Source organism: Arthrobacter sp. JUb115 (genome assembly GCF_004365035.1).
Classification (GTDB): domain Bacteria; phylum Actinomycetota; class Actinomycetes; order Actinomycetales; family Micrococcaceae; genus Glutamicibacter.
Genome location: NZ_SOBS01000013.1, coordinates 1 through 24,108, shown reverse-complemented (window position 1 = coordinate 24,108; position 24,108 = coordinate 1). Strand labels below are relative to the sequence as shown.

Below are 24,108 nucleotides of genomic sequence, written 5' to 3'. Positions count from 1 at the left end.
CGATCAGCTCTTGATTCCGCCAGCATAGCCCTGCATCATCTTTTTCTGGGCAACGATGTAAAAGGCGAGAACAGGTGCCATCGCGATGAGCACCACGGCGAAGCTCAGGTTCCATTGCGACACTAGGCTTCCTACATAGTTGTAGACGACAACAGGAAGGGTCATGTAGGGGGACCCGTTTAGGAAGATAACCGCTGTAAAGAAGTCGTTCCACACGAGCAGGCCCGACAGAATGGCGACGGTTCCCGTAGCCGGGCCCATGAGCGGGAAAATCACGCGCGAGAATATTTGGAAACGGGATGCCCCATCGAGCGTGGCCGCTTCCTCATAGTCTCTTGGCAAGCGACGGAAGAACCCTGAGTAGAGGAAGACAGCGAAAGGCATAGTCATGGCTGTGTAAATAATGACCATGCCCCATGGGGTGCCTACCAGGCCTAGGCTGCGGGCACCGATGTACAACGGAAGGACGCCAAGCTGGGTCGGCAGAACAATGGCGATCAAAAAGATGCGGAAAACCCTATTGGAGAGGTTTCGGGTGCTGCGTGCGAAAACGTACGCCGCCGCCGATGACAGGGCGATCAGCACAAGAACAGTGGATATTGTGATCAGCAGGCTGCTGAACAGGCCCTGATATACGTTGCCGGACTGGCTTCCTGCAGGCGAAAGCAGCTGAATGAAGTTATCCAAGGTGGGAGTGGGCGGCGGGGAAAAGGCGGACGTTGTCAGCACCTGTTCCGTTGTTTTAAGCGATGTACTGATCAATATCCAGAACGGAAGCAGGATGATGAGGCTGGCAACGATCACCAGTATCTCCCTGATTAAGGACCATTTTGTGTAGCGATGCATTTCTAGTCTCCAATGTTGGCGCGATCGCGCACAATGAATTGCTGGATGATTGCGAGGATCAGGATGAAGACCGTGAGGACGAGCGCGGCTGCAGCCCCCAATCCGAACGCGCCATACAGGAACGTCTGGGTGTAGATTTGTGTGGCCAACGTCTGGGTCGCATCCCCTGGGCCGCCTCCGGTGAGAGTGAGGACCTGATCGAAAACAGAAAGCCCCTGAATCAAGGTGAGTACAGTCGCTATAGCGAGAGAGGGTTGTATGGTGGGCAGCGTGATGCTCCGGAACCTCTGCCACATGCCGGCTCCGTCGAGAGCTGCCGCCTCTTCCAATTCCACAGGAACCGTGGCCAGGCCCGCCAAATAGATCACCATGACGAACCCGATACTCTGCCACACCATGACGGCCAAGATGCACCAGAGTGCCAGTGTGGGGTTTGCCAGCCAGTCCTGCTTAAACTGACCGAGCCCGACAGCCCCCAGAAGCTGGTTCAGAGGACCGTCAAAGGCAAAGATGAACTTCCAGATGAAGGAGACAGCCACAGAGCTGAGCACTACCGGCATGAAAATCAGCGCCCGCAGCAGGTAGCGTGTCTTGAGCGTCCGGTTCAGGGCTAAGGCAAACAGGAGTCCCAGAATGTTTGTGAAAACAATGAAGCCTCCTGCTAGAAACAAGGTGTTGCGAACGGAACCTAGCAGGGCGGGATCCTGAAACACCTGGATGAAGTTGTCAAGGCCGACAAAGTTGAAATCACCCAGCCCTGTCCAGTCCGTGAAAGCGAAGAAGGCTCCGAACGCCGTCGACATGTACGTGACAACGAGGGTAAGGGCCACAGCAGGCAGTGCCCACCACCAACGGCCGAAGCCGACGCCGGAGGGTCGCCGTGATGCTTCCGGTTTTTGTTGCTCTTTGTCAGTCCCAGGCGGGACTGTTCGTCCATCGGTAATAGTCACTGTTATTTTCCTTGAGTGTTGCTGGAGGGAAGGATCAGTGCCGACCGGCTGGCCGGCACCGGGTCCGTTATTTGCCCCAGGCAGAGTCCATTTCCTTCAGGACATCCTCGGTTGATTTCTGTCCCGTAATCATGGCCGTAACGCCTTTACCGAGAGTGTCGTACACCTTGGCGGAGGGCCAGTCAGTCTGTCCAAGGGTGCGAACCTTGTCGGCCTTGTATAGCTCCGATATCGGTTCATAGCTGGCTGGAAGAGGGTAGTCTCCAAGGTTGACAGGAAGTGTGCCCTGACCCTTGGCGATCATTTCAGCACCTTCTTTTTCTGTGAAGAACTTGAGGAACTTCTTGACCAGCTTGGGGCTTTTGGTCTTGGCATTCCCTGCGAGGGCAAGCTCAGCGGTTGTTCCCAGATACGTTTCTGATACGCCCGGTGCGGGCATGGAAATGATAACTGGGTTTACAGCGCCCTTGGAGCTGTCAGCAATACTCTTGGTTGCACCGGCCGGGGCGAAGAAGCCGAGGGCGTTCCCCTGACCCATGGAACCGATGAGGGTGTCGAAGCCGGCGCCAGCCGCGCCATCCTGGAAGCATCCTGCGTCGAACATTTGCTTCGCACCGTCGAGGGCCTGCTGCCAGCCTTTCTCATCTGCGAAGGTAGTTTTTCCTGCGGCGCGGTCAGCATTCCATTCCGGGTTGGGTCCGTAAACGCTGGAGACTGCCAATGTCATGGCCATGATGCCGGTGTTTGGGGGTACGGTCCCTGCGATTGCGGCCAGGGAGACGCCTTTGTCACGGGCTACTTTGCATTGGTCCAGGACGTCGTCAAAGGAGGACTCGGCGTTCAGTGTGATGCCGAGTTCCTTGGCCTTAGCCTCATTGAAGATGAGACCCGTAGGCATTGATGAGAGAGGGACGGCATAGACTTTGTCCTCGTATTTGAAAAGTTTTTCGATGCTTTCCGGTAACCGTTCGCTGAATTCCTTGTCGTTGAGCTCGAGGAGGAGGCCTGCTTTGGCGAAGCCGGTCATGGCAGCGTTCTGGCCTTGCCCAGAACGGATGTTCATGACGTCTGCGGCATTTCCACCCTGCAGCTGGGTGGTGACGGTCTGTGGCTCAGTGTCAGCCGGCAACTTGATCAGCTCAATCTTGGTGCCGGGATTGGCTTTTTCAAAAGCAGCTGCCGTGTCCTGCAAAAAAGTGTCGGTGGGGTTGGTGGTCGAAAACGAAAACTTGATCGTCTGCGGTTCCTCTCCCGGCGATGTAGTGGAAGTTGCACCAGAGCATCCGGACAGAGCGAGCGAACCTACAGCGGCAGTGGCCGCGATTGTTAACCATCCCCTGCGGGAATTGGAGAAATATGACACAGGTGACCTTTCAGACATCTTTGTCGAGGGGCAACCTCACGGAAGCACAAAGTCCTCTTGGCTTCGGCGATTGGGTTCAAGACCACTCGCCTCTTACAGATTCCAGTAGACCTAAGTTCTTTCGTCCCGTCCATGCGACTTTGCATATGGCGTCCATTCATGGAAGTGATGGTGGTCTCATTCGCCCGGAACCTTTGGGTTCGTGAGCGAGTTCAAGCAATGAGTTGGTTTAGATGCGCCATCTACAACGGCTATGAACGAATAGGGACCCGTGGTTCTTAATGGTGCTGTTGGACCCCTAAACGGCAGGCAAAAAAACCGACAGAACGGTATAGACCGGATTGGTCTCGATCCCAGGTGGCGAAGGCTGGCCGAAAACTCACAGCTTCGACGGTGGCAGAAGTGGACTTTTGTTCAGATCGAGTTTTTCCGTATCGGCTCTGTCGCTCTCACGGGAGCAGACGGTCTGGTCTGGGACTAAGTTCAGATTCACGGGGCAAAGGCCAAGACAGATTTGATTATAGGACGTATAAATTTTTGCGATACCGTGCGCCTCCGCCATCCAATGCTTAGGCCGTATGCTTGATGTCATTCAGGTGGGGTGAGGGTTCGTGGCAAACAGGTCACGTGAATAATCCCCCTCGGTGCCAACGAGTACCGGGCAAGCAGACGAGAACGTACCCCCTGTTTCGTCCCGCCTGAGTACCTCCGGCGGGACCTCTTTCCTGTTGGAGATCCAATGACTGTTTCCCAGCCCCTGCAGAGCGGTTGCCCCTTCCTCAACCCCCAGCGGCTCTTCCGAGACCTCGCAGAAGCGCGGACCCTTGCAGAAGCTCCTTTTTCGGACACGTTCGAAAGCCGCGTCGTAACACGATACGACGAGATTATCCAGGCCCTGCACGACCCTGCAACCTTCTCCTCGCAGCCCGCTGTCGGGACTGTGCCTTCTCCATGGCGCGAACAACTCGAGGGCAAGGTTCCCAGCAGGGGAACTTTGCTGGGTTTGGACAATCCGGACCACGACCGCCTGCGCGCTAGCGTCAACACATTCTTTATGCCGAGAAAGCTGGCCAGATATGAGAGCTGGATCCGGGAGCAGGCCAACCTTTTGGTTGATGACTTTGTCGCGGACGGCCACACAAAGTTGAAGCTTTCCTTCGCGTTGCCCCTGCCGCTGAAAGTGATTGCTCACGTGGTTGGGCTCGACTCTGACAGGTCCGAATGGATTGGCGCGGCACTAGGCTTCTTCATGGGCCCCCGCGACATCTACCATCCGGGCACCCCGGATGAGAAGGCAAAGCTCCTCCTTGATTTGCACGACTACATTCTGGAAGTCATGGAAGAACGCAAACATGACCGAAGAGATGACCTGATCAGCCACATCTGGAATGAGCGCGATTCAGGAGCCGTGGAGATGACGGACTTTGAGATGTTGTCGATGTTCCCGGGCCTCATGCTTGCCGGGCACGAAACCTCGTCAAACCTGATCTGTATGGGACTGTCGCATCTCTTGGCCGACCCGGAACGCTATGCAGGAGCGCAGAGGGACGATGATTCGAGGGCTGAGGCGCTTGAGGAGATCTTCCGGTACGAGTCCGCGATTACGGGCATGAAAAGGCTGGTTACCCGGGATGTCACTCTTGGCGGAACAGAGCTGAAGGCGGGAGAAACGGTCTTCCTCACGTATGCCGCGGGATCGCGTGACGCGACCAAGTTCGGCAACCCGGATGACATCGACTTTAACCGCAACTGGGCCGTGCCGCACTTGGGTTTCGGGCAGGGAATCCACGCATGCCTCGGCGCACCTCTGGCCCGGCTGCTTCTGAGGATCGAATTGGCGGTCCTTCACGATCGCCTCCCGGACCTGCGTCTCGGTGCTCCCTACGAAGAACTCGAGTACACGGTCGTGTCTGAGGGGCGGGGCATGGTAGACCTGCCGCTCGAATGGAAGCCGGTTTCCGTCACGGAACGGACCCAGGCCGCCGTCGTCGATCGCGTTTCGGCCGCGGGGATCCCCGTCACTGTCAAGTCCCGCCGACTCGTGACGGCAGACGTCGTCGAACTGACGCTGGAGACGCAGGCTTCCGGACCGCTGGACTGGGAGCCTGGGGCCCACGTGGACCTTGAACTCCCGGATGGCTCCTTGAGGCAGTATTCACTGTGCGGACAGTCTGGGGAATCTGAGCTGCGGATTGCCGTTTTGAAGGAGGACAGGGGGCGTGGTGGCTCGAAGTTGATCCATGAGCAGGTCAGCGTAGGAGACGGGTTGAGTATCCGGGGACCGCGCAACCATTTCCGGCTTAAACCGGCACAGTTCCTGCTGTTCGTTGCCGGGGGAATCGGGATTACCCCGTTGCTGCCGATGATTGACGAAGCTGAGCGGAGTGGCACTCCTTGGCGCTTGCTCTTCCTTGGCCGAGACCGGAAACGCATGCCGTACGTGGAGGACCTCGTTAGGAGCTACCCGTCAAACATCTACGTCTGGCCAAGCATCGAGCGCGGCCGTTATAACCTCGACGAGATCTGGCAGAAGCTACCGGCTGAGGAAGCCTACGTGTACGCGTGCGGCCCGGATGAACTCTTGGCTGGCCTGGAGGACTCCGCAAACAGGCACGAGGCAGACTTCAAGCTTGTTGTGGAACGCTTTACAGCCAGAAAGCTGGAGCACCAGCCCAACCGCCGCATCGATGTCACGCTCGGCCGAAGCGGGAAAACACTGACGGTGGAAGATGACGAGAGCGTGCTTGATGTCCTCAACAGGGAAGGTGCCAACATACTCTCAACCTGCCGAGAAGGTACCTGTGGAACCTGTGAGGTGCGAGTCCTTGACGGAGTCCCGGAGCACCGCGACTCCGTCCTCAGCCTTGAGGAACGGCTCGCCAACCAGACCATGATGACGTGTGTCTCTCGGTGCCGCGGCCGAAGCTTGGTACTGGATCTCTAGAAACATCAAAGGGGGTGGGTGCCACCTCTGCTGTGACGCCCACCCCTTTGGTGTTTTGAGCTGTGATTATGAAGTGTGGTCCAAGGCCCGAAGGCGGTCCGCGATGCGTTCGAGGGCATCGTCCACCGGCTCAAACGACGTGGACAGGTTGAGGAATCCGTGGAGCATTCCTCTCACTAGGACCTGCTCAACGTCTAGGCCGGCTCCTGCCAGCGCGGCGCTGAATGCCTCGCCGGACGCCCGGAGATCGTCGTATTCAGCATTCAGGACCAACGTCGGCGGCAGCCCGCGCAGGTCGGCCAGACCCGGCATTGCGTAGCTGGGTGGATTGGAACTCAGCGCACCCAGATAGTTTTCTCTCATTGAGCGGAACATCCCCGGCGTCAGCCGCATGGCTGGTAGCATCTCCGCCAGTGCGAGCTCTAGGGACTTCGAAGGGTCCGGAAGATCAACGTGCATGGAGGGATACGCCAGAACCAAATGCTCGCACTTCCAGTTATCCGCGTCGCGGAGGCGTAGGGCTGCCCCAGCGGCAAGATTCGCGCCTGCACTCGCCCCGCCTATTGAAATCGACGAGATGCCCAGGTCTGCGGAATTTTCCCGTACCCATTGAATCGCAGCCACAACGTCGTCTAACGGGACAGGATAGTTCACGCCTTCCACGGCGAGCCTGTAGTCAACGCTCATCACTACTGCGCCAGCTTTGTGAACTAGTTCCCTGGCCGTCCAGTCGGCTTCCTTCATATCAAGGTCGCCGAACCGGAAAGCGCCGCCGTGCATCCAAACGAACCCCGGTCTGCCACGCAAGGCAGTAGCGGCAGGAAAATATATCCGCACAGGGACGGGGCCGTGCGGGCCGGGTATATTGCGTTCTTCGGTGACCACGTCAGGGGGTTGTGCAGCGTCGGGATAGGAATCGAAGGCTTCCAGCTGACGACGCATTGCCGGGTCCGAAAGAGCTTCCGCAATGGATGGGATTCCACCCAGTAGTTCCAGCCTGGAGACAATCTCAGGGTGAAAAGGCACAGAGCATTCCTTTGTTAGTTCTTGACGGCTTCCAGGAGCCGGATCCGGGCGGCACTGATTTTGTCTCCCTGCAGAACCTGAAGCCTCTCGTCGCCATTCAGGAAGCGGCCCTCCTGCCAGCCCTCCTGTGTCAGCCGCAGCTCACGGACCGAGTCAAGTTCGAGTTCCGATCCCTCCTTGTGGAAATCCAAGATGGCTCCCTGGCCAACGATGAGATAGTCCAGGGGGCCCATCGCGATGATGAGTCCGAACGGACGCCCGTCGCCGGGTGTGTTCCCGTGAGCCGCTCCAACTGTTTCCCCCGGCAGTTCCGGGGGCGGTGGAAGGACTACACCGGCGTCCAGGAGCATGGCGCTATATAGCTTCGCGGCGTTGCGGATGGTGACAGAAGTCCCAGCCAAAGTGGCCGTGACAGCGGCCTCGTCCTGTTCCAGTGCGAAGCCAAATATCCTGCCGTCACGCTGGGCATCGACGATGTCATCGGTGAGGGCGAGCAAGGCTTTACACGCCTCACCGAACTGGCTGCCTTCGCGGCCGTCCTCCAAACCGAAGACGTGATATCCAAAACCGTTGAACCGGCCTACCGCCAGAAAGACGTCACCTGCGCGGAATTTTGCTTCTGGGATGAAGAGGGGGTTATCAGCGGACGCATACTGTGCCATCACTTCCGCAGAATTAGGAACATAGATGTCCGGGGCCAGGAAGTCGATCGCTGGTGCCGCGGCCCGCCAGACCGGCAGCATCTTAGCCGTGGGACCCCCACTCGGATAGAGACCAGGGACATCTTGGCCGTCCTGCGGACCAAGCCACGCGTTGGTGTAAGCCGGCAAGGCCAGGATTTCCTTGCCAGCAGTGGCCAATCCCCCGACATAGGAGGCAAAAGCCCACGCCATGAAGACCTCGTCAGCTACCGGGTTGCCGTCACCGAAGTGCTCGGCCCAACTCTTTTCCTCATCGACGGCCAACTGGAGCACTCCAGCTACTGAGGCATCAAAAGAAGCAGGGTCGTTTGCCAGTTGTTTACGTAGCTCCTTCGGCAGCGGGGAGTTCCAAGCCGCCTCGGCCAATGGGCTCTGATCTCTTCCTGCACCGAGCAAACCAACCTCGTTTTCAATCTGGATCAGGATCACCGTGCGGTTCTTGTCTATTTTGACGAGATGACTTAGCAAGCCGCAATAGGCAGCCTTGTCCGCTTCGAAGAGCTCACGGGAAAAGACTGAAAGTGTGGGCCGTGACATTGACCCTTTGTAGGAGAACGGCGTCTCCATGGGATCAGAGCCCCGGTCAGCGCGGGGGAAGCGTTCGCGGTCGGCCCGGATCCACGTCGGTGCGTAGGTGGACGAAGCGTTCTTGAAGGCGCCAAACCAAATCAGTACCAGCCGCAGGCCAGCCGAACGGGCATCTTCGAGAAGTCCGTCAACGATGGAGAAATCGAAGGTACCTTCAACCGGCTCCACCTGGTCCCACGCCACCGGGGCGATCACAGTGTTGACGCCCGAATTGGATACTTTGTCCCAGACGTCCCTCATGTACTCCCTATCAGACGAACTTGAGTTGTGCAGCTCTCCACCCAAGCAAAGATAAGGCCGGTCATCGACCAGAAGTCGGGCGTGACCTTGCTGGCGTTCGAGACGTGGAATGTTGTTCATGACGTTCTTTCCTCAGGCTTGAGTACGTTGTTCAACTGATTCATGATGAAGGGTTGTGCTCAGGTCACCCGCAGCATCGAGTGGGCATCGCCTTCGAGGCCGCCACCGATATGAAGTTCAAATTCGCCCGGTTCCACGACGTAAAGACCCTCGTTGTCCCAGAAACCCAGGTCGGACCACCCCACATCGAAGCTCAGAACCTCAGACTGGCCAGCACGCAAGGACGTCCTGGTAAATGCACGGAGCCTCCGCACGGGTTGGGCAAGCGATGCCACCCGGTCACGGATGAAAACAAGAGTCACCTCATCGCCAAAGCAGTCTCCGGTGTTGAACAGTGGGATCTTAATGCGGAACACTTGGCCGTCACGCAACGCCTCCAGCGCCAAATCCTTCGCTTCTACCCAAAGCTCACCGTATCTAAAAGACGTGTAGCTCAGCCCGTGGCCGAAGGTGAACTGCGGCCCCAGCGCCAGATCGCGGTACTTGGAGGTGAAGCGATCGTCTGTGTTGCCGGGACCCATGAGAGCAACATCCATGTCCGCTTCTTCAATGCGTGCAGAGACGGTGGCTGGGCGGCCAGTGTTCTCGTGGTCGTAATAGATGGGAACCTGGCCGGTGGACCGGGGGAAGGTCATGGGCAGCTTGCCGCCTGGATTCACTGCTCCACTCAGGGCCCGTGCGACCGCGGCGGGCCCTTCCAGCCCGAGGTGCCATGCTTCAAGGACGGACGGAGCCGAATCGATCCACGCACTGGTCACGAGCGGGCGGCCATTGAACATGACAACCGCGAACGGCTGACTGGTTCCGGCGATTGCCTTGATCAGCTCTTCCTGACACTCCGGCAATCTGAGGTCACTTCGCGAACTGGCCTCCCCGGTCAGGGACGAGGGTTCGCCCACGGCAATCAGGACGACATCATGCTGCTTCGCCGATGCGACCGCGTCGGCCAGGAGCGCCGGGTTCCCGTTAAAAAATCCGCTGCCCTCCTTCACCGTCAGCGACCACTGGGGGCATTCAATCTGGATAGCGTCTGCGAGGGCAGCTGCGGGCTCAGCAAAAGACTGAACCCAGGCACCAAGGTGGTCAGTGCTCGCGGCGTAAGGTCCAACGAGCAACACCCGGCGGACTGTTGGACCTAGAGGAAGGACGCCGCCGTCGTTTTTCAGGAGGACGAGGCATTTTTCGGCTGCCTGCCGGGCAGCCAGTCGGGTTTCCTCAGAGGGGGCCGTAATTTCCAGCGCGGTCTTCTTGTATGGATCCCCAAAAAGCCCAAGCGCGTGTTTTAGCCTCAGGACTCTGCGGACTGCATCGTCGATCCGATCGGAATCAAAGTCATCGGGGGACAGCAAAGCATCCCCCTCGGCGCTGACGGCATTGCCGCCCATTTCGACGTCCAAACCGGCGGCATAGGACTGCTGCAATGCATCCCCTAGATGGGCGGCCACGCCATGGTCGATCAGGTTAACGACTCCGTCCGCGTCACCTACCACCACCCCACCAAACCCCCACTCCTCTTTCAGGAGGTCCGTCAAGAGCAGCCGATTTGCGTGAGCGGGCCGACCCGACACCGTGTTGAAGGCTGCCATGACCGTGGCGGCACCGGCTTTGACCGCGGCACGGAAGGGTTCCAGGTAGACGTTGCGAAGGCGTTGGACGGACACATCAACGGTGTTGTAGTCGCGGCCCCCTTCGGCCTGGCCATAGGCCACAAAATGCTTGACACACGCCAAAATGGAGCCCTCGTCGGCAAGGGATTCACCCTGGTACCCGCGGACCTTCGCGGCGCCGAAGACGCCGTTGACATGGACGTCCTCGCCGAAGCCTTCCACCACTCGGCCCCACCTGGGATCGCGTGATACGTCGACCATCGGGGAGAACGTCCAGTTCACGCCGCCTGACGCTGCCTCTTTTGCTGAGATACGGGCGTCGGTTTCAGCTACGGCGGGGTCGAAGCTTGCGGCCTGCGCAAGGGGAACTGGGAAAGTGGTCCGTTGGCCATGTACTACGTCCAGCCCGACCAGGAGCGGGATCCCATGAGGCGTCTCCTCACGGGCGGTCCGTTGAAGTTCATTCGTGGCCTCAGCGCTGCGCGGCCAGAAGACCGCGCCAATTCCACCCCGTGCGAGGTCCTTGGCATCCTCGAGTCGGGGGCGGAAAGCGATCTGGAGTTGGGCGAGCTTTTGCTCCCACGTCATGGCGGCAAGGAGTTCTTCGACGGATGCCTCAGCCGTAGCGTTCCGCAGATCACGTCCGACGGTACGGTTGGTCACGTGTTGCTCCTCAGTTGGTGGGGTCAGTGAATGGCCTTGCTTCTTTTCCTCCACGCGCGGAATGAATCTTCGAAGCCGGCTTTTGTCATTCACGATAGGGCAGGAGGAATGCTTCATGGAAATAGCTTTCATCTATGCTCACCATCTTCTCTCTGCATGGTTGTTTTGCTCCCCGGGGTGACGCCAAGGTCCTAGGCTGAATTCAGGCCCGCGGTCACGGTGCCGTACCCCCCTGCCTCAAGGAATCGTCATGTCAGACAAGCTCTCCTCTGCCCGCGCCGGATCGATTGAAAATGTCCGACTCTTCGAGGAGTTTGTGGATCCGCCGGCCGGGGCCCGACCCAGGGTGTGGTGGCATTGGATGGATGGCAACATCGACGAAGCGGGGATCGTCAAGGACCTTGAATGGCTTGGCGCATCCGGTGTGGGAGGTGTACAAATTTTCACAGGCTCGATGGGAATCCCTGCATATACTGCCGAACCGGTCGCGTTCCGCTCACCGGCGTGGCAGTCAGCAATGCGATGCGCCACCGCCACCGCCGAGAGACTGGGGCTTGAGCTGGCCATCGCGACGTCGGCAGGGTGGAGCGCGACAGGTGGGCCGTGGGTGAGGCCCGCCGCCGGGATGAAGAAGCTTGTGTGGAGTACTTCCACTGTCGCCGCAACATCGTCTGGACCGATTACGCTGCCGACCCCGCCCTCGACATCCGGACCCTTCCAAGACATACCTTTCGCGGCTGTCCGACGAGCTCCAGTCGACGTGCCGGAGCATTATCAGGACGTTGCTGTGTTGGCCTTCCCACTCCGGGATGGTCACCTGCCACGGAATCCCGCCCGACTCACCGCCAGCGGCCCTGTAACCGGCGGGCGCGGCCTAGATGCACTGACCGACGGCCGGTTCTGGCCCGCAGCAGAACTGTTTGCGGACGGCGAAACAAGCTGCATTGATTCCGGCACGGGCTGGTTCCAGCTGGAGTTCGACCAACCCACCACAGTTGCATCGGTGCGGATTGGGTTACCCGCCCAACATGGTTTCGGGGCGTCTCCTGCTCACCATGCCCGGCTGGAAGCCAGCGATGACGGGGAGAGTTTCAGGTCTGTCATCGACCTCCCGGCTTCGGCGTCCCCCGTTCGCTCGGCGACCTTCCCGGCTGTGACCGCGAGCTACTTTAGGCTCTGTCTCAAGGCGCAAACCGGCTCAAGCATCCCAGTGGCGCCCGGTGTGAAGCCACTTCAATTCTCTCCCAAACAGGCTCCCACACCTCTTTTTGAGGTTTCAGGAATACAACTCTTTACCGGGCCACGCATCTCGCGCGCAGAGGAGAAGGCAGGCTACGCCCCCGTCCCGGACTTCTACGCCATCGACGACGGCAGTCCGTCGGAGGCAGCGGCAGCAATCCAACCTGAGGAGGTCATGGACGTCACGGAACACCTCCGTCCCGACGGAACACTTGATTGGGCACCGCAGGAAGGGGACTGGACTGTACTCCGGATGGGCTACTCCCTGACGGGGCACCTAAACGGCCCCGCGCCTGTGGATGCGACAGGCCTTGAAGTGGACAAGCTCGACGCCGGCCTCGTCACCGAATATTTCGAGCACTACTTAGGCTTCTTCGACGAAGCACTGGGAAAAGGGCTGGTCGGCGCGAAGGGCGTGACTGCTCTGCTGAGCGACAGTATCGAGTCCGGGCCGCAGAACTGGACTGCGGCAATGCGGGAGGAGTTCCGCGCCCGCCGCGGTTATGACCTGCTACCGTGGCTGCCCGCAGTCAGCGGAGTCGTGGTTGGCGGTGCGCAACGCAGCGACGCGTTCCTTTGGGATTTCCGCAGGACCATTGCGGAGCTTTTGGCTGAGAAGCATTATGGGACGATCGCCAAGATAGCCGGAGCGCGAGGTATGAGGTATTACGCCGAGGCCCTGGAAGACCACCGGCCACAACTGGGCGATGACCTGGAGATGCGATCGCATGCCGATATTCCGATGGGTGCCATGTGGTGCTATGAACCGGAAGCAGGCCCCGCGCCCACCTATGTCGCCGACGTTCAGGGGGCCGCCTCTGTGGCCAACGTCTATGGAAAGGCCACTGTCGGTGCCGAATCCATGAGTGCCTTTGGAAAGCCACATATGTTCACGCCTAGGAAACTCAAACCGGTGGCGGACATGGGATTCGCATTGGGAGTGAACCTGGTCAGCGTCCATGCTTCGCCTCATCAGCCAGAAGCTGCCCCGAAGCCTGGGGTGACACTCTCGCCGTACCTGGGCCAGTCCTTTACTCGGAACGAGACGTGGGCCCACGCTGCGCGGCCCTGGATCGACTATTTGGCCCGCTGCAGCCATCTGCTTCGGCAGGGCAACCACGCGGCTGATATCGCCTACTTCTACGGAGAGGAAGCGCCAGTGACTGGCGTCTTCGGAGATTCAGCTCCAGAAATTCCCAGCGGTTACGGTTTCGATTTTATCAACCTCGATGGCTTGCTTAACCACGTCACCGTTACTCAAGACGGCAGTCTTCTCAGCACCGGCGGCGTGAGCTACCGGCTGCTCTACTTGGGCGGTTCCAGCCACCGCATGACCCTGGCCGCGGTCCAACGCCTCACAGAGCTACTCGATGCAGGAGCAACAGTTGCCGGCCGGCCACCCACGGGATCGCCGAGCCAAGGCGACGATAAGCAAGAGTGGGCCGCCGCCGTCGACCGCCTCTGGAATCAGCAACGGCACGGTCTGCTCGATCTGTCAGGATTGCCGGATTCCGAGGGTGTTATAGAAGCGTTGGCTCGGATCAACCTTTCTCCGGGCTGGGTGATGGGTGCTGCTAAGGGTGCCACAATGCCGGTCATCCACCGCCGCGTTCAAGAGGGCGATTTGTACTTCGTGAGCAATCAACTTGACCGACCGGAGAAGATCCGGGCCTCCTTCAGGGGAAAGGCAGCTTCCGCAGAGCTGTGGGATCCTGTTCAGGTCTCTCGCTCTGCCGTTGAACTGCGCTTCGATACTGACCGGACCATTGTCGACCTTCAACTGGAACCATTTGGTTCGACGTTCGTTTTCCTGCACCACGCTGTCGCGAAGATGCCTGACTGCATGACGCAGCTTGAGGCCAACGCAGGACAGGAGACCGCGGCAGAAGTGCAACTTGGAGGGCGTTGGGATGTCACGTTCGACGGTGACAGCCAGTCAATTCAGCCACTCACCTTTGATATGCCGCGGCCATGGAGTGGACCGGGGGCAGCGCATCATTCTCGGGAGGTGAAGTACTTCTCGGGAACGGCAACCTACAGGCACACGTTTCACCGAACCCGGGCTGAAACCGAACAGAATACCTGTCTGGTTCTGAACCTCGGAGAAGTCAGCGACCTCGCGGAAATCCGATTGAACGGACAAAACTTGGGCATTCTCTGGACGCGGCCATTTCGGATCGACATTACGAATGCCGTCCGCGAGGGTGCTAATGAGTTGCAGATCGCGGTGACCAATTCGTGGTGGAACAGGCTGGTTGGCGATGCCACAGACGGTGAACACGGGCGTCCAGGCAGTACGATCCTTGTCCCGGACGCCGATGTTCTGCCCGCGGGACTCCACGGGCCCGTAAGGCTGGAGTTCATACGAAGCGAGCCTCACATGCCATCAACACTATGAAGCTGGAATGAGTATCTGGTTCCACAATTGCTTCTGATTTTTCCTATTTGGAGGGCGTTGATTCCGAAAGGCGCTGCTCCGGCATAAAAACGGAAAGCAATACACCAATGCCGAAGATGCAGGCAAGCACCGTGAAAATAGGCAGAAACGCACCTACATAAATGTCCGACACCCCGAGCTGGAGGGCCGCAGAGAGCTGCTGCACTGTGTGGGGATCCGTAATGGTCGACGCCGGTAAACCTAGGCTGTTGTTGGTCGCGGCCTGCGCTAGTAGGGTGGCGAAGAGCCCACCAAAAACCGCCGTTCCTACCGTGACGCCGAGTTCCCGCAGGTAACCCAGTGAGGCTGTAACCCCGCCCACGACCGAATGCGGCATGGCGTTCTGGGCGACTACCACCGTGAGCTGCATGAAGCTGCCAACGGCAAAGCCCAACAGGGCTATCAGGGTCCCCACCACGGGCAAAGGTGTTTCCGGACTAAGGAAGGTAAGACATATTGCAACAGCAGTGGCAAGGGCTGAACCGGCAAGAGGAAATATTTTGTACCTTCCCGTGCGGGTGACGAGCCATCCGCTCAGGTTGCTGGACACCATCATGCCCAAGACCAGTGGCAACAAAATGAGGCCCGCCACCGAAGCCGACGTCGAATAAACCATCTGCACATAGCTCGGCAGGTAGGCCACAATGCTGAACAAACCGGCGCCGATGACCAGCCCCAACCCGGCGGCGTTGACTACAGGCCAGCTCCGGAACATATGCATCGGTATCAGGGCATTTTTAGAGCGGATCTCCACCATTACAAACAGGACGCCCGACACTGCCGTTATGACGCCTAAGCCCCACAGTACTTCGGTTGCGGTACCTGGTGCTGTGGACAGTGAAACCAGCCCTACCAAGGCACAGGTGAAAATGATCATGAGTACGGTGCCCAGCCAGTCCATTCCACCTGAACCACGAATGGGCTTCATACGACGCAACGAGAATGCCATCACCAACGCCAGCAAACCGATGGGCAGGTTGACCCAAAAAACCCAGCGCCAGCCGACAGTGTCCGTGATGGCACCACCCACCAGTGGGCTGACCACTGTCGCAATTCCGAAGACTGAGCCAAGGGGACCAAGATATTTGGGGCGTTGCCGCGGGGGTACGAGATCGGCGATGATGGCGCCGGGAAGGACTGCCATTCCTGCCCCGCCGAGCCCCTGAATGCCGCGGAACAGCGAGAGTTGGAACATGTCCTGTGCGAATCCGCACAGCACAGAAGCTCCGAGGAAGATCACCAGGGCGACCATCATCAGGGCGGGTCGGCCGTATCGGTCGCCCAGTCGACCGTAGACGGGTAGTGCCACGGTCATGGCTAAGGTATAGGCGGTTATGACCCAGGCCATGTGTTGGGCACCGTCCAACTCTCCCACGATCGTCGGTAATGCTGTTGCCACGATCGTGTGGTCTAAGGCTCCCAGTAAGACGATGATGAGCAGGGCGGCATAGACCCGAGCGATCCGGACTCCGGATGCTGGCGTTTGACCGTTGCCCGGTATCTCCAATGGAGATGCGTCCGGAGTTGAATCAACTGTTTCGACGTGGGCATTTGTGGGTTGGGACAAGTTTGAACGGCGCACCGCAACCTCGTTCTGGTTAGCCAGTGGAATTGGCTCGACGCCAGCCAAGTGCGCGTCCGGGGGAATGTTCACCCCGGCCGACGGGCTCCATGAAGCCCCAGCGTCCTGATGAACTTATCATCGAAGGCTTCGCGGGAGGCTGGCATGCGGCATCCGAATTCCCGATAGCTTGCATACCTTGGAACAATTTCCGTAGCTCCCGTTTGACACGTTTACTGGATGAAAACTCAACGAAGAGGAGAGCTCCCAATGGCACAGATCATCCCTGCTTCAACTGCGGAATCCCAAGAGACCGGTCCTGACAACGCCGCCTGGTTCCGGTACGTCCTAGGCCAATACCCCACCGGCGTCACGCTCATCACCGCGGCGCCCGACAACGCCGAGCCTGCGGGCATGGTTGTTGGCACCTTTAGCTCAGTTTCCCTGGATCCGCCTCTAGTGGCGTTCATGCCGGATGTCCGTTCCACCAGTTGGCCCAAGATCCAAACAGCGGGTTCCTTTTGCGCCAATGTGTTGACCGCCGGCCAGCAGGATGTCTGTCAGGCTTTCTCACGGAAAGCGGATGACCGATTTAGCGCCAACCAGTGGGGCGACACACCCTCCGGCAGCCCCAGGCTTGAGGGAGCATCAGCATGGATCGACTGTGACATTGAGGATGTGATCCGCGCTGGAGACCACGACATTGTCATCGGACGGGTCAAGGCCTTGGGTGTCGGGGCCTCAAAAGAACTTCCGCTGCTCTTCCTCCGGGGAGGCTATGGCTCATTCACCATGCCGTCGATCGTTTCGCCTGCGACAGCCCTCACTCGACACGTCAAGGCAGCAGATGCGGCCCGACCCAAAATTGAGGCTCTCGCCGAGGAGCTCAAGCTCGAAGTCCTGGTAAGCGGGGTCGTCGATAACTCCGTTGTTGTTTTGACCGCAGCGGGCGTGGCCAGTTCCCCCAGCGGATCACCTTCGCGGGTGGGTGTTTCCTTTGGTTTGGCAGCTCCTCTTGCTCCTCTGCATGTCGCCTGGGCCGGTGAGGCTGCGGAGTCCCGCTGGATCACCAATGCCCGCAATGTCGTCGGCCATGTTGATCCAGCAGTTGCGCATGCTGAACTGCAACAAGTCCGCGAAATCGGGTACGCGGTTTCGGCAGGGGCAGCGGCTGCGGCCGAGTTTGAACGCCTGGTCGTTGTGCCCAGTGATACCGCAGCTCCGGACCTCAGCGGTGTACTCCCCAAGCTCCTGGAACGCACGGCGTCATCTGGGCCCGTGTCGATCGATGACCCGGCCGGAGTGACTTCTCTGCACGCCCCAGTCTTCGATGCGGACGGGCAGGTGGCCGTCACGTTGACCCTTAATGGGTTCTCCGGCTCTGAGTCCAGTGCACGTCTGGCAGATTGCCGGGACCGCCTGTTGGCAGCTGCCCTGGCCATCACTGAAGGGATCGGGGGTCTGATTCCGCGATGATTTTTTGGTCCCTGTCCATGACTGGCATTGACCCCGGGTGTGATTTGGATGACAATTAGTATCAGTATTCTAATTCTAATTTTTTGACGGTGACTTGCCGGAAACTTTCATACCCCTCAACGTGGAGAAGAACATGGTCAATCTGCTGACAGCGGACCTTAACTTGCTCGTGGCGCTTGACGCCCTGCTCATCGAGCGGAACGTCACCCGCGCCGGGGCCAGAATTGGGATCAGCCAGCCAGCCATGAGCTCTTCGCTGCAAAGGCTTCGTCGGCAGTTCGGTGACGCGTTGCTGACTCGGGTGGGATCGGCTTATGAGCTCACTCCACTGGCACAGGTACTCAAAGAAGACGTGGGGGAGATCCTCCGGATGGTGGAACGCACTTTCGATGCCCAGGCCATCTTCGATCCCGCCTCGTCCACCCGGAGTTTCCGGGTTATCACCTCCGACTATTGCCTCACGGCCCTGTCGGGGAAACTAATGGCCATGCTTCAGGAAGAGGCACCAGGAGTGCAAGTCCACTTTGATGCAGTCACTCCCTTGGCGGTGGAACGTATTAAGGAGACGCTGCAGAATGCAGATCTGATGCTCATACCTAAGGGCCATTTCTCCGGATACCCCCACACGGAACTGTTCACGGACAACTGGGTGTGCGTCACAGGATCGAGTTCACCGGAGCGGACCTTGACCGTCGAGGAGATGCGGGATGCGCGGTGGGCGCGGCTCTTTGGGGCCGAGGTCGATTCAACCCTCGCAGACCGCAGGGTTTATGACCTTCAGTTGGGCGAAAACACGGACATCATTGTGGACAGCTTCTTGATGCTGCCCTTCGCGGTTGCGGGCACAGCAAGGCTGGCTTTGGTGCAAGAACGACTTGCACGCATGCTTTTATCGGTGGCAGGCGTGCGCATTATGCAGTTGCCCATCAGCCTCCCAACCCTGGTGGAGTGCGCCTGGTGGCATCCTTCGAAGTCCGAAGATCCGGGACACCAGTGGTTTAGACGACTCGTTGTCAAGGCTGCCACCCAACTCGAACCCGTTTCACCCCAAAGACCCCTGCTCACAACCCATGAGAACAAGCACCCAGACCGCACATGACCTAGCAACACCAGCAAACACATTTTTTCGACAAATAAATTCAGGAGTTTCCATGCATTTTTCATTATTCCTCACTTCCCGCTCCGGGAGTCCCGAAGAGGACCGTCCGGTCATGAAGGCCATGGTGGAGCATGCCGTTGATGCCGAGCAGAAGGGCTTCGACGCCGTCTTCCTTCCTGACCACCACTTCACGGGCTACGCTCCGCCTGCCAGCGACCCGTTCATCTTTGCCGCCTACCTTGCCGGCAAACTAAAGCGCTTGCACTTTGGCTTTTCGGTCCAAACCCTCGCCCTGCACCATCCCGTCCGTTTCGCCGAGCGGCTAGCCCTGCTGGACCAATTGACAGACGGCAAGCTTCTGGTAGGTGTGGGGAGCGGCACCACTCCGGAGGAAATGATCGGTTTTGGGGTAAACATCCAAGACAGCTCTCGTCTGGCCAACGAAAACCTTGAGATCGCCGAGAAGCTGTGGGCCAAGCAGCCCGAAGATGAACCCGTCACGTTCGACAATGGCCACTACCGCGGTGCCGTGGTGTCACGGATCGTTCCAGCACCGTACACCAAACCAGAACCGCGCGTGATGTCGGTAGCTTCTCGACCCTCCAGCGTCGAACGTGCCGCGAAGAAGGCCCAACCAGCGTTCATCTTGGCCTTCACACCGCCGGTCATCGATAGTGGCAACGCCTACGAGGAAGTTAAGAAGAACTTCTCCAACTACCGCAACGCCTTGGAAGCAGCTGGCCACTCACCGGAAGCGGTCAGGTCGGCACTGGAATGGACTACCCATTCCTACCAGCACGTCCACATCGCAGAAACGGACGAACAAGCAGAGGCTGAACTTGAAATTATCCTGGAGCAGTATCAGCAGGCCGTGGAACGTGAACACGCCGCCAACAAGGCAGCTGAATCCATCAGTGGAGTGAACCTCCGCCCCGCTCCTGATGCCCGAACTGAAGGCTACAAAGGCACTTGGTGCCTGTACGGCAGCCCCGAAACGGTGGCCGCCGAACTCCAAAAATACGCTGACCTAGGCATCGGCAACGTCCTCCTGGCCCTGATGGGTGGGCCCCTTACGGAAGAACGCCGCCGCTTCACGGAGCAGTCCATGCGTCTCTTCTCCGAGCGCGTCCTTCCACTGCTGCGTTCTTCCGAAGCTGCCGATGAGGCGGAGAAGGTCGCAGCCCAGTGACAACGGACTCCTCGATGAGCATTGATGGGGACCAAATAGCAAAAACTGATCCCGACCTCGCGGGAGCTGAACTCACGGGCGGCCTTAACGGCTGGAGCACTACCGCGAGCAAGGAAACAGGCGTCGAGGAGATGGTGCTACTGGATGGTCCATTGGGCCTCGTCAGCAAAGCCATGGATGAACGGGACACTTCTCTCATCATGCCGTCAGGTACCGCGCTGGCTGCCACCTGGGACCCGGAACTTGTCTCGGAAGTGGGCCAATTGATAGGCCAGCAGGCCCGCGAACGCGACGTTTCCGTGGTCCTAGGCCCGAACCTAAACCTGCCACGGTCCCCGCTCTCGGGCCGCACTTTCGAAATGTTCTCTGAGGACCCTTTCCTCACAGGAGTGCTCGGTGCCTCATGGATCAAGGGGGTTCAGTCCCAAGGCGTAGGGTCTTGCGCCAAGCATGTAGTGGCCAATGACACTGAAACGGAACGGCGTAGGATGAACTCCCAGGTTGAGCCGGCAACCCTACGCGAAACATATCTCCGGCCCTTCGAGACTGCCGTGCGTTCGACAAACCCGTGGATGCTCCTGATGGCGTACAACCGTGTCAACGGCAAGCATTGCGCGCAACATTCAGAGCTAATCGGCATCCTCAAAAATGATTGGAATTACGACGGTGTTGTGGTGTCTGACTGGTTTGGCGTGGACGACACTGTTGGAGCAGCCAATGCCGGATTAGACCTGGAGATGCCCGGTCCGGCCCGGTATTTGGGTGTGCACTTTGCCGATGCTGTCACGGCCGGTGAGGTTCCCGAGGCGCGGCTGCATGACGCCGTAGAACGGCTCACCCGGCTTGCTGACAGAACTGGCCGGCGGAGCGGCAGACCACTTCCTGCGCCTGCCCTCCTCCGCACTTCCGAGGAGCAACGCGACACACTCATCCGCGCGGCCGCGGCCTCATTTGTGCTGTTGGAGAACAGGGATAACGTCCTGCCGCTGGATCCGGTGCGGATCAAGACAGTGGCTGTCGTCGGTCTGAACGCAGTGAAACCGTGCTTTCAAGGAGGAACCTTCGCCACCGTCCGGCCAGAGGGTGAAATGGTGACACCGCTTGACGCCATCCGCGAAGCTTTCGGTCCGGAGGTGGAGGTACTGTTCGAGCCGGGCGCCACACCCTCATCGGCCCAAGCTCTTACGGACATCGGCAGCACCGCGCCGGATGGCACCCCCGGGGTGTTGTTGGAGGTACTCTCCCAGCCCAGCGATGAGGCCGTGGACGAAGTTCTATACAGCGAAGTCAGGCAGGCGTCTTCATTCGTCTGGTTTGGTCCCGTCCCCGGTATAGGTGCCGACGCACCCGGGCGTGTCCGCGTTACAGCCCACCTGCAGATTGATGCTCCAGCGCGGTGGGCACTGGGCGCGGGCGGCACGGGCGTAGTCTCGCTTGCAGTTGATGGCAGACGCATCTTGGAGGTACCGCCGCCAGCGCCGGACGACGTGATGGGCGTTGTGGCACGAGCCGAAACCCAGCAGATCACCCTTGATCTGCCCGCAGGTGAGGTGGAGGTGGTGGTAGAAATGGACTTCCAACCTGGCAGGGTCCAGGCCATTACGGCCGTAGCAGCCCTCCAGCAACCGTCTGATCCCCTGACCGCCGCGGTAGCCATCGCAGCCTGCGCGGACGCCGTCATTGTGGTGGTGGGTGATGAGCAAGGGTCCTCGCGAGAAAGTGCAGACCGGAAGACCGCGGCGCTCGACCCCGCCTGTGACCGACTTGTGGACGCCGTGGTTGCCGTCAACACTGAAACTATCGTGGTGGTGAACGCGTCCCGTGCCGTGCTTATGCCGTGGGCGGACAAGGTAAAGGCCCTGCTGATGGTATGGTTCCCCGGGCAGGAATTTGGGCGGGCCCTAACGTCTGTCTTGACCGGAAACATCGCACCATCTGGACGACTTCCAGTGTCCTTTCCAACACGGGATGAGGACATCCCGGGCTGGGGTCACACCCTGGATGAGCGGCTCACCTTGGACTACGCAGCCAGCGAACCGATGGGCTACCGGTACTTCCAAGAAGCAGTCCGGGCACCTCGGTATCCCTTCGGGTACGGGATGACCTATACAAAGTTCACGCTGGTAGAGGCACAGGCAGCACTGCAAGGGGTGCAACGTTCTGCCCCGGCAGATGGAGTCGAAGGGGTTTCGATCGAAGTCACTGTGCGAAATTCTGGTGCCTCGGCCGGACGCGAGCTTGTCCAGGTCTACGGCAAACCCGCCGGAGAGGCAGGGTTCCGACTCATGGGCTTCGCGGCTGTCCAAGTAGCTGCCGGAGCGACTGCCAAGGCAAGTATTGCCGTGGACCCGCTCAGCTTCCGGCGCTGGAACGCCGCGGTGTCCGATTGGCGGGTTCCCTCCGGGGAATGGGAACTAAGGGCGTCAAGGAACGCAGCAGACGAAGGAATCCTCTGTAGGATCTCGTTGTGACGCTTCCGAACACCAAGTCCCGCGAGCCGAAGCAAGCCAGGAGCCGCCAGTCGTTTGAAAAAGCGCTAGAGGCGGCCCTGACCTTGCTTCAGGAGCGGGGAACCGACGAATTCACGCTGGCAGATGTCAGCGCACGTTCCGGCGTATCCATCGGCTCCATCTACGCACGGTTCCAAGGCAAAGATGAGCTCCTTCGGATCGCCCACGGCAGAAAAATGGATGACATTGACGCCGTGTCGGAGCGTCTTTTTGAACCCCGACCCACGCGACTTGAAGTTACGCTGGAAGCCGTGGCCCGGGAAGCCATTGACCTGATCATCGAGGTCCTTCGCCGGTACGCGGACATCCTCCGTCCCTTCATGCTCCGCGCTACCCAGGACGAAACCATTTCGCAGCGAGGCGCGGCATCCCATGCCGCCCTTGCCTCGCACTTTGCCAAAGTATTAAGCACCTGGCCAGGCGGTTTTCTCGGCCAGGCTGAAATCGGCTGGTGCTTCAACGTGGTCTACAGCGTCGTTGCACGCAGATTGGGCCTCGGCAGCACTATGGAAGGCAGCGGGACTTTGGACTGGCCGGAGATCTCCGAGAAGCTCGCAGGAATGGTGGCCTCCTACCTCATGTCGTGTCTGCAGGACGCCGCAAACGCATGATTTTTACGACATAAGCAATAGCCATACCTGCTATCCTAAAGATCGTCTTCCGGACAGTCCACTGCTTTCGGCATAGTGGGAATCAAAGATGAACCCCCTGTTGATTGAAAGGATATCCCGTGCACGTGCGCGTTAGCCCCGGATCCGTAGCGCTTGACGAACCCGACGACTGCACCACCTTCAAGGTCTTGCTGCCGGAAGAAATAAAAGATGACCTGCAGGAACTTCTCGAATCCGCGGCAGCCGGCAAGCTCGATGCCTCGGACGTGCTGGTCTCGGTTGACTGGATTAAAAGCGAGTGCGCCGGACGAATCGGCATAGGCTGGAATTATCGATTCGCCAACATGCTGGTCTATGCCGCCGGAAAGGGCTGGTTGACTCCCGATGGAAGCCATGTTCGGGCTCACGTCGAAACATTCTGAACCCAGTTGCCTGAGGTTTTCCAAAACTGCTTGAAAGGCCTGGAGCCGGAATCAGTCGGTGTATTCCCTGCACCTCATGAACGCCCGGATCAACCCACAGGGGCTTCAGTGCGCTCACGCACGACGTAGCGATCCACCCCCTACGTGAATGGGATGCCGATGTCGGTGTCACAGGCGACGACGTAAATGGTGTCCGTAAGGGATTCGGGCAATTCAGAAAACGCTAACGGCCATCACCCCCATCACTCTGGGGAACGGGACTGTCGTGAAGATCCTGAAGATCTAGCTGGGTATAAGAAGTTAGAGAACGTTTGTGCCCGGATCCATGCGCCTTCTCAGGATTTTTATACTGTCTGCCTCAACTAAACCCGGACGCCACTGATAAACGGGAACAAGGGTCTTCCGTCTTCATCTGCTATGGCGGGTCTGCTGAAGGTTTGGTTGACACCAAGGTTTACGCTGCCAGAGCGACAGACTCGATCATTGTAGCCTCGAATTGGATCGGGGTCATTCTCC

At 59.0% G+C, this 24,108-nt stretch carries 15 protein-coding genes; 8 read left to right on the top strand and 7 right to left on the bottom strand.

What is annotated here, in order from left to right; all coding sequences use genetic code 11:
- Positions 1–3 precede the first annotated feature (3 nt).
- The 3 genes from EDF61_RS17110 to EDF61_RS17100 form a co-directional block, all read right to left on the bottom strand.
- Entirely contained in the window at positions 4–846 is an 843-nt protein-coding gene (locus tag EDF61_RS17110) for a carbohydrate ABC transporter permease (protein ID WP_133834936.1), read from the bottom strand.
- Positions 847–848: 2 nt separating this feature from the next.
- Complete coding sequence (locus EDF61_RS17105; protein ID WP_286172325.1) at positions 849–1,796, bottom strand: carbohydrate ABC transporter permease; 948 nt, start codon at positions 1,794–1,796, stop codon at positions 849–851.
- A 67-nt stretch (positions 1,797–1,863) separates the two neighbouring features.
- Complete coding sequence (locus tag EDF61_RS17100) at positions 1,864–3,159, bottom strand: ABC transporter substrate-binding protein (protein ID WP_166650867.1); 1,296 nt, start codon at positions 3,157–3,159, stop codon at positions 1,864–1,866.
- 739 nt (positions 3,160–3,898) lie between these two features.
- On the opposite strand from EDF61_RS17100, the gene EDF61_RS17095 reads away from it, so the two are divergent.
- Positions 3,899–6,103: a cytochrome P450/oxidoreductase gene (locus EDF61_RS17095; protein ID WP_133834933.1), complete on the top strand. Its 2,205-nt coding sequence runs from the start codon at positions 3,899–3,901 to the stop codon at positions 6,101–6,103.
- A 66-nt stretch (positions 6,104–6,169) separates the two neighbouring features.
- Here the strand turns inward: EDF61_RS17095 and EDF61_RS17090 are convergent, their stop codons facing one another.
- From EDF61_RS17090 to EDF61_RS17080, 3 genes are all read right to left on the bottom strand, one after another.
- The gene (locus EDF61_RS17090; RefSeq protein ID WP_133834932.1) at positions 6,170–7,045 is read right to left on the bottom strand and encodes an alpha/beta hydrolase; all 876 of its coding nucleotides are present in this window, start codon (positions 7,043–7,045) and stop codon (positions 6,170–6,172) included.
- Between the two features lie 98 nt (positions 7,046–7,143).
- Positions 7,144–8,778: a DUF5597 domain-containing protein gene (locus EDF61_RS17085; RefSeq protein WP_133834931.1), complete on the bottom strand. Its 1,635-nt coding sequence runs from the start codon at positions 8,776–8,778 to the stop codon at positions 7,144–7,146.
- A gap of 59 nt (positions 8,779–8,837) precedes the next feature.
- On the bottom strand, positions 8,838–11,180 hold the full coding sequence (locus EDF61_RS17080; protein ID WP_286172324.1) for a glycoside hydrolase family 3 N-terminal domain-containing protein: 2,343 nt from the start codon (positions 11,178–11,180) through the stop codon (positions 8,838–8,840).
- A gap of 118 nt (positions 11,181–11,298) precedes the next feature.
- On the opposite strand from EDF61_RS17080, the gene EDF61_RS17075 reads away from it, so the two are divergent.
- A complete protein-coding gene (locus EDF61_RS17075) occupies positions 11,299–14,685 on the top strand; it encodes a glycosyl hydrolase (protein WP_133834930.1) in 3,387 nt (1,128 codons plus the stop codon).
- Between the two features lie 43 nt (positions 14,686–14,728).
- Here the strand turns inward: EDF61_RS17075 and EDF61_RS17070 are convergent, their stop codons facing one another.
- On the bottom strand, positions 14,729–16,378 hold the full coding sequence (locus tag EDF61_RS17070) for an MDR family MFS transporter (protein ID WP_133834929.1): 1,650 nt from the start codon (positions 16,376–16,378) through the stop codon (positions 14,729–14,731).
- A 177-nt stretch (positions 16,379–16,555) separates the two neighbouring features.
- On the opposite strand from EDF61_RS17070, the gene EDF61_RS17065 reads away from it, so the two are divergent.
- The 6 genes from EDF61_RS17065 to EDF61_RS17040 all read left to right on the top strand — a co-directional run bounded on the left by EDF61_RS17065 (position 16,556) and on the right by EDF61_RS17040 (position 23,592).
- Positions 16,556–17,761 carry a flavin reductase gene (locus tag EDF61_RS17065; protein ID WP_133834928.1) on the top strand — a complete coding sequence of 402 codons (1,206 nt, stop codon included), beginning with the start codon at positions 16,556–16,558 and terminating at the stop codon, positions 17,759–17,761.
- A 121-nt stretch (positions 17,762–17,882) separates the two neighbouring features.
- Positions 17,883–18,860 carry a LysR family transcriptional regulator gene (locus EDF61_RS17060; protein ID WP_133834927.1) on the top strand — a complete coding sequence of 326 codons (978 nt, stop codon included), beginning with the start codon at positions 17,883–17,885 and terminating at the stop codon, positions 18,858–18,860.
- Positions 18,861–18,912: 52 nt separating this feature from the next.
- Positions 18,913–20,049, top strand: a complete 1,137-nt coding sequence (locus tag EDF61_RS17055) for an LLM class flavin-dependent oxidoreductase (RefSeq protein WP_133834926.1) — start codon at positions 18,913–18,915, stop codon at positions 20,047–20,049.
- Entirely contained in the window at positions 20,046–22,520 is a 2,475-nt protein-coding gene (locus tag EDF61_RS17050; protein ID WP_133834925.1) for a beta-glucosidase family protein, read from the top strand. Before EDF61_RS17055 ends, EDF61_RS17050 begins: the two co-directional genes overlap by 4 nt.
- Complete coding sequence (locus tag EDF61_RS17045) at positions 22,517–23,170, top strand: TetR/AcrR family transcriptional regulator (protein ID WP_133834924.1); 654 nt, start codon at positions 22,517–22,519, stop codon at positions 23,168–23,170. Before EDF61_RS17050 ends, EDF61_RS17045 begins: the two co-directional genes overlap by 4 nt.
- Positions 23,171–23,289: 119 nt before the next feature.
- Positions 23,290–23,592 (top strand): hypothetical protein, encoded by a 303-nt coding sequence (locus EDF61_RS17040; protein ID WP_133834923.1) that lies wholly within the window; start codon positions 23,290–23,292, stop codon positions 23,590–23,592.
- Positions 23,593–24,108 lie beyond the last annotated feature (516 nt).

Coding starts and splice junctions, on each gene's coding strand:
- EDF61_RS17110 (WP_133834936.1), bottom strand. CDS start 846: ATGCATCGCTACACAAAATGGTCCTTAATCAGGGAGATACTGGTGATC.
- EDF61_RS17095 (WP_133834933.1), top strand. CDS start 3,899: ATGACTGTTTCCCAGCCCCTGCAGAGCGGTTGCCCCTTCCTCAACCCC.
- EDF61_RS17090 (WP_133834932.1), bottom strand. CDS start 7,045: ATGCGTCGTCAGCTGGAAGCCTTCGATTCCTATCCCGACGCTGCACAA.
- EDF61_RS17085 (WP_133834931.1), bottom strand. CDS start 8,778: ATGAACAACATTCCACGTCTCGAACGCCAGCAAGGTCACGCCCGACTT.
- EDF61_RS17080 (WP_286172324.1), bottom strand. CDS start 11,180: ATGAAAGCTATTTCCATGAAGCATTCCTCCTGCCCTATCGTGAATGAC.
- EDF61_RS17075 (WP_133834930.1), top strand. CDS start 11,299: ATGTCAGACAAGCTCTCCTCTGCCCGCGCCGGATCGATTGAAAATGTC.
- EDF61_RS17065 (WP_133834928.1), top strand. CDS start 16,556: ATGGCACAGATCATCCCTGCTTCAACTGCGGAATCCCAAGAGACCGGT.
- EDF61_RS17055 (WP_133834926.1), top strand. CDS start 18,913: ATGCATTTTTCATTATTCCTCACTTCCCGCTCCGGGAGTCCCGAAGAG.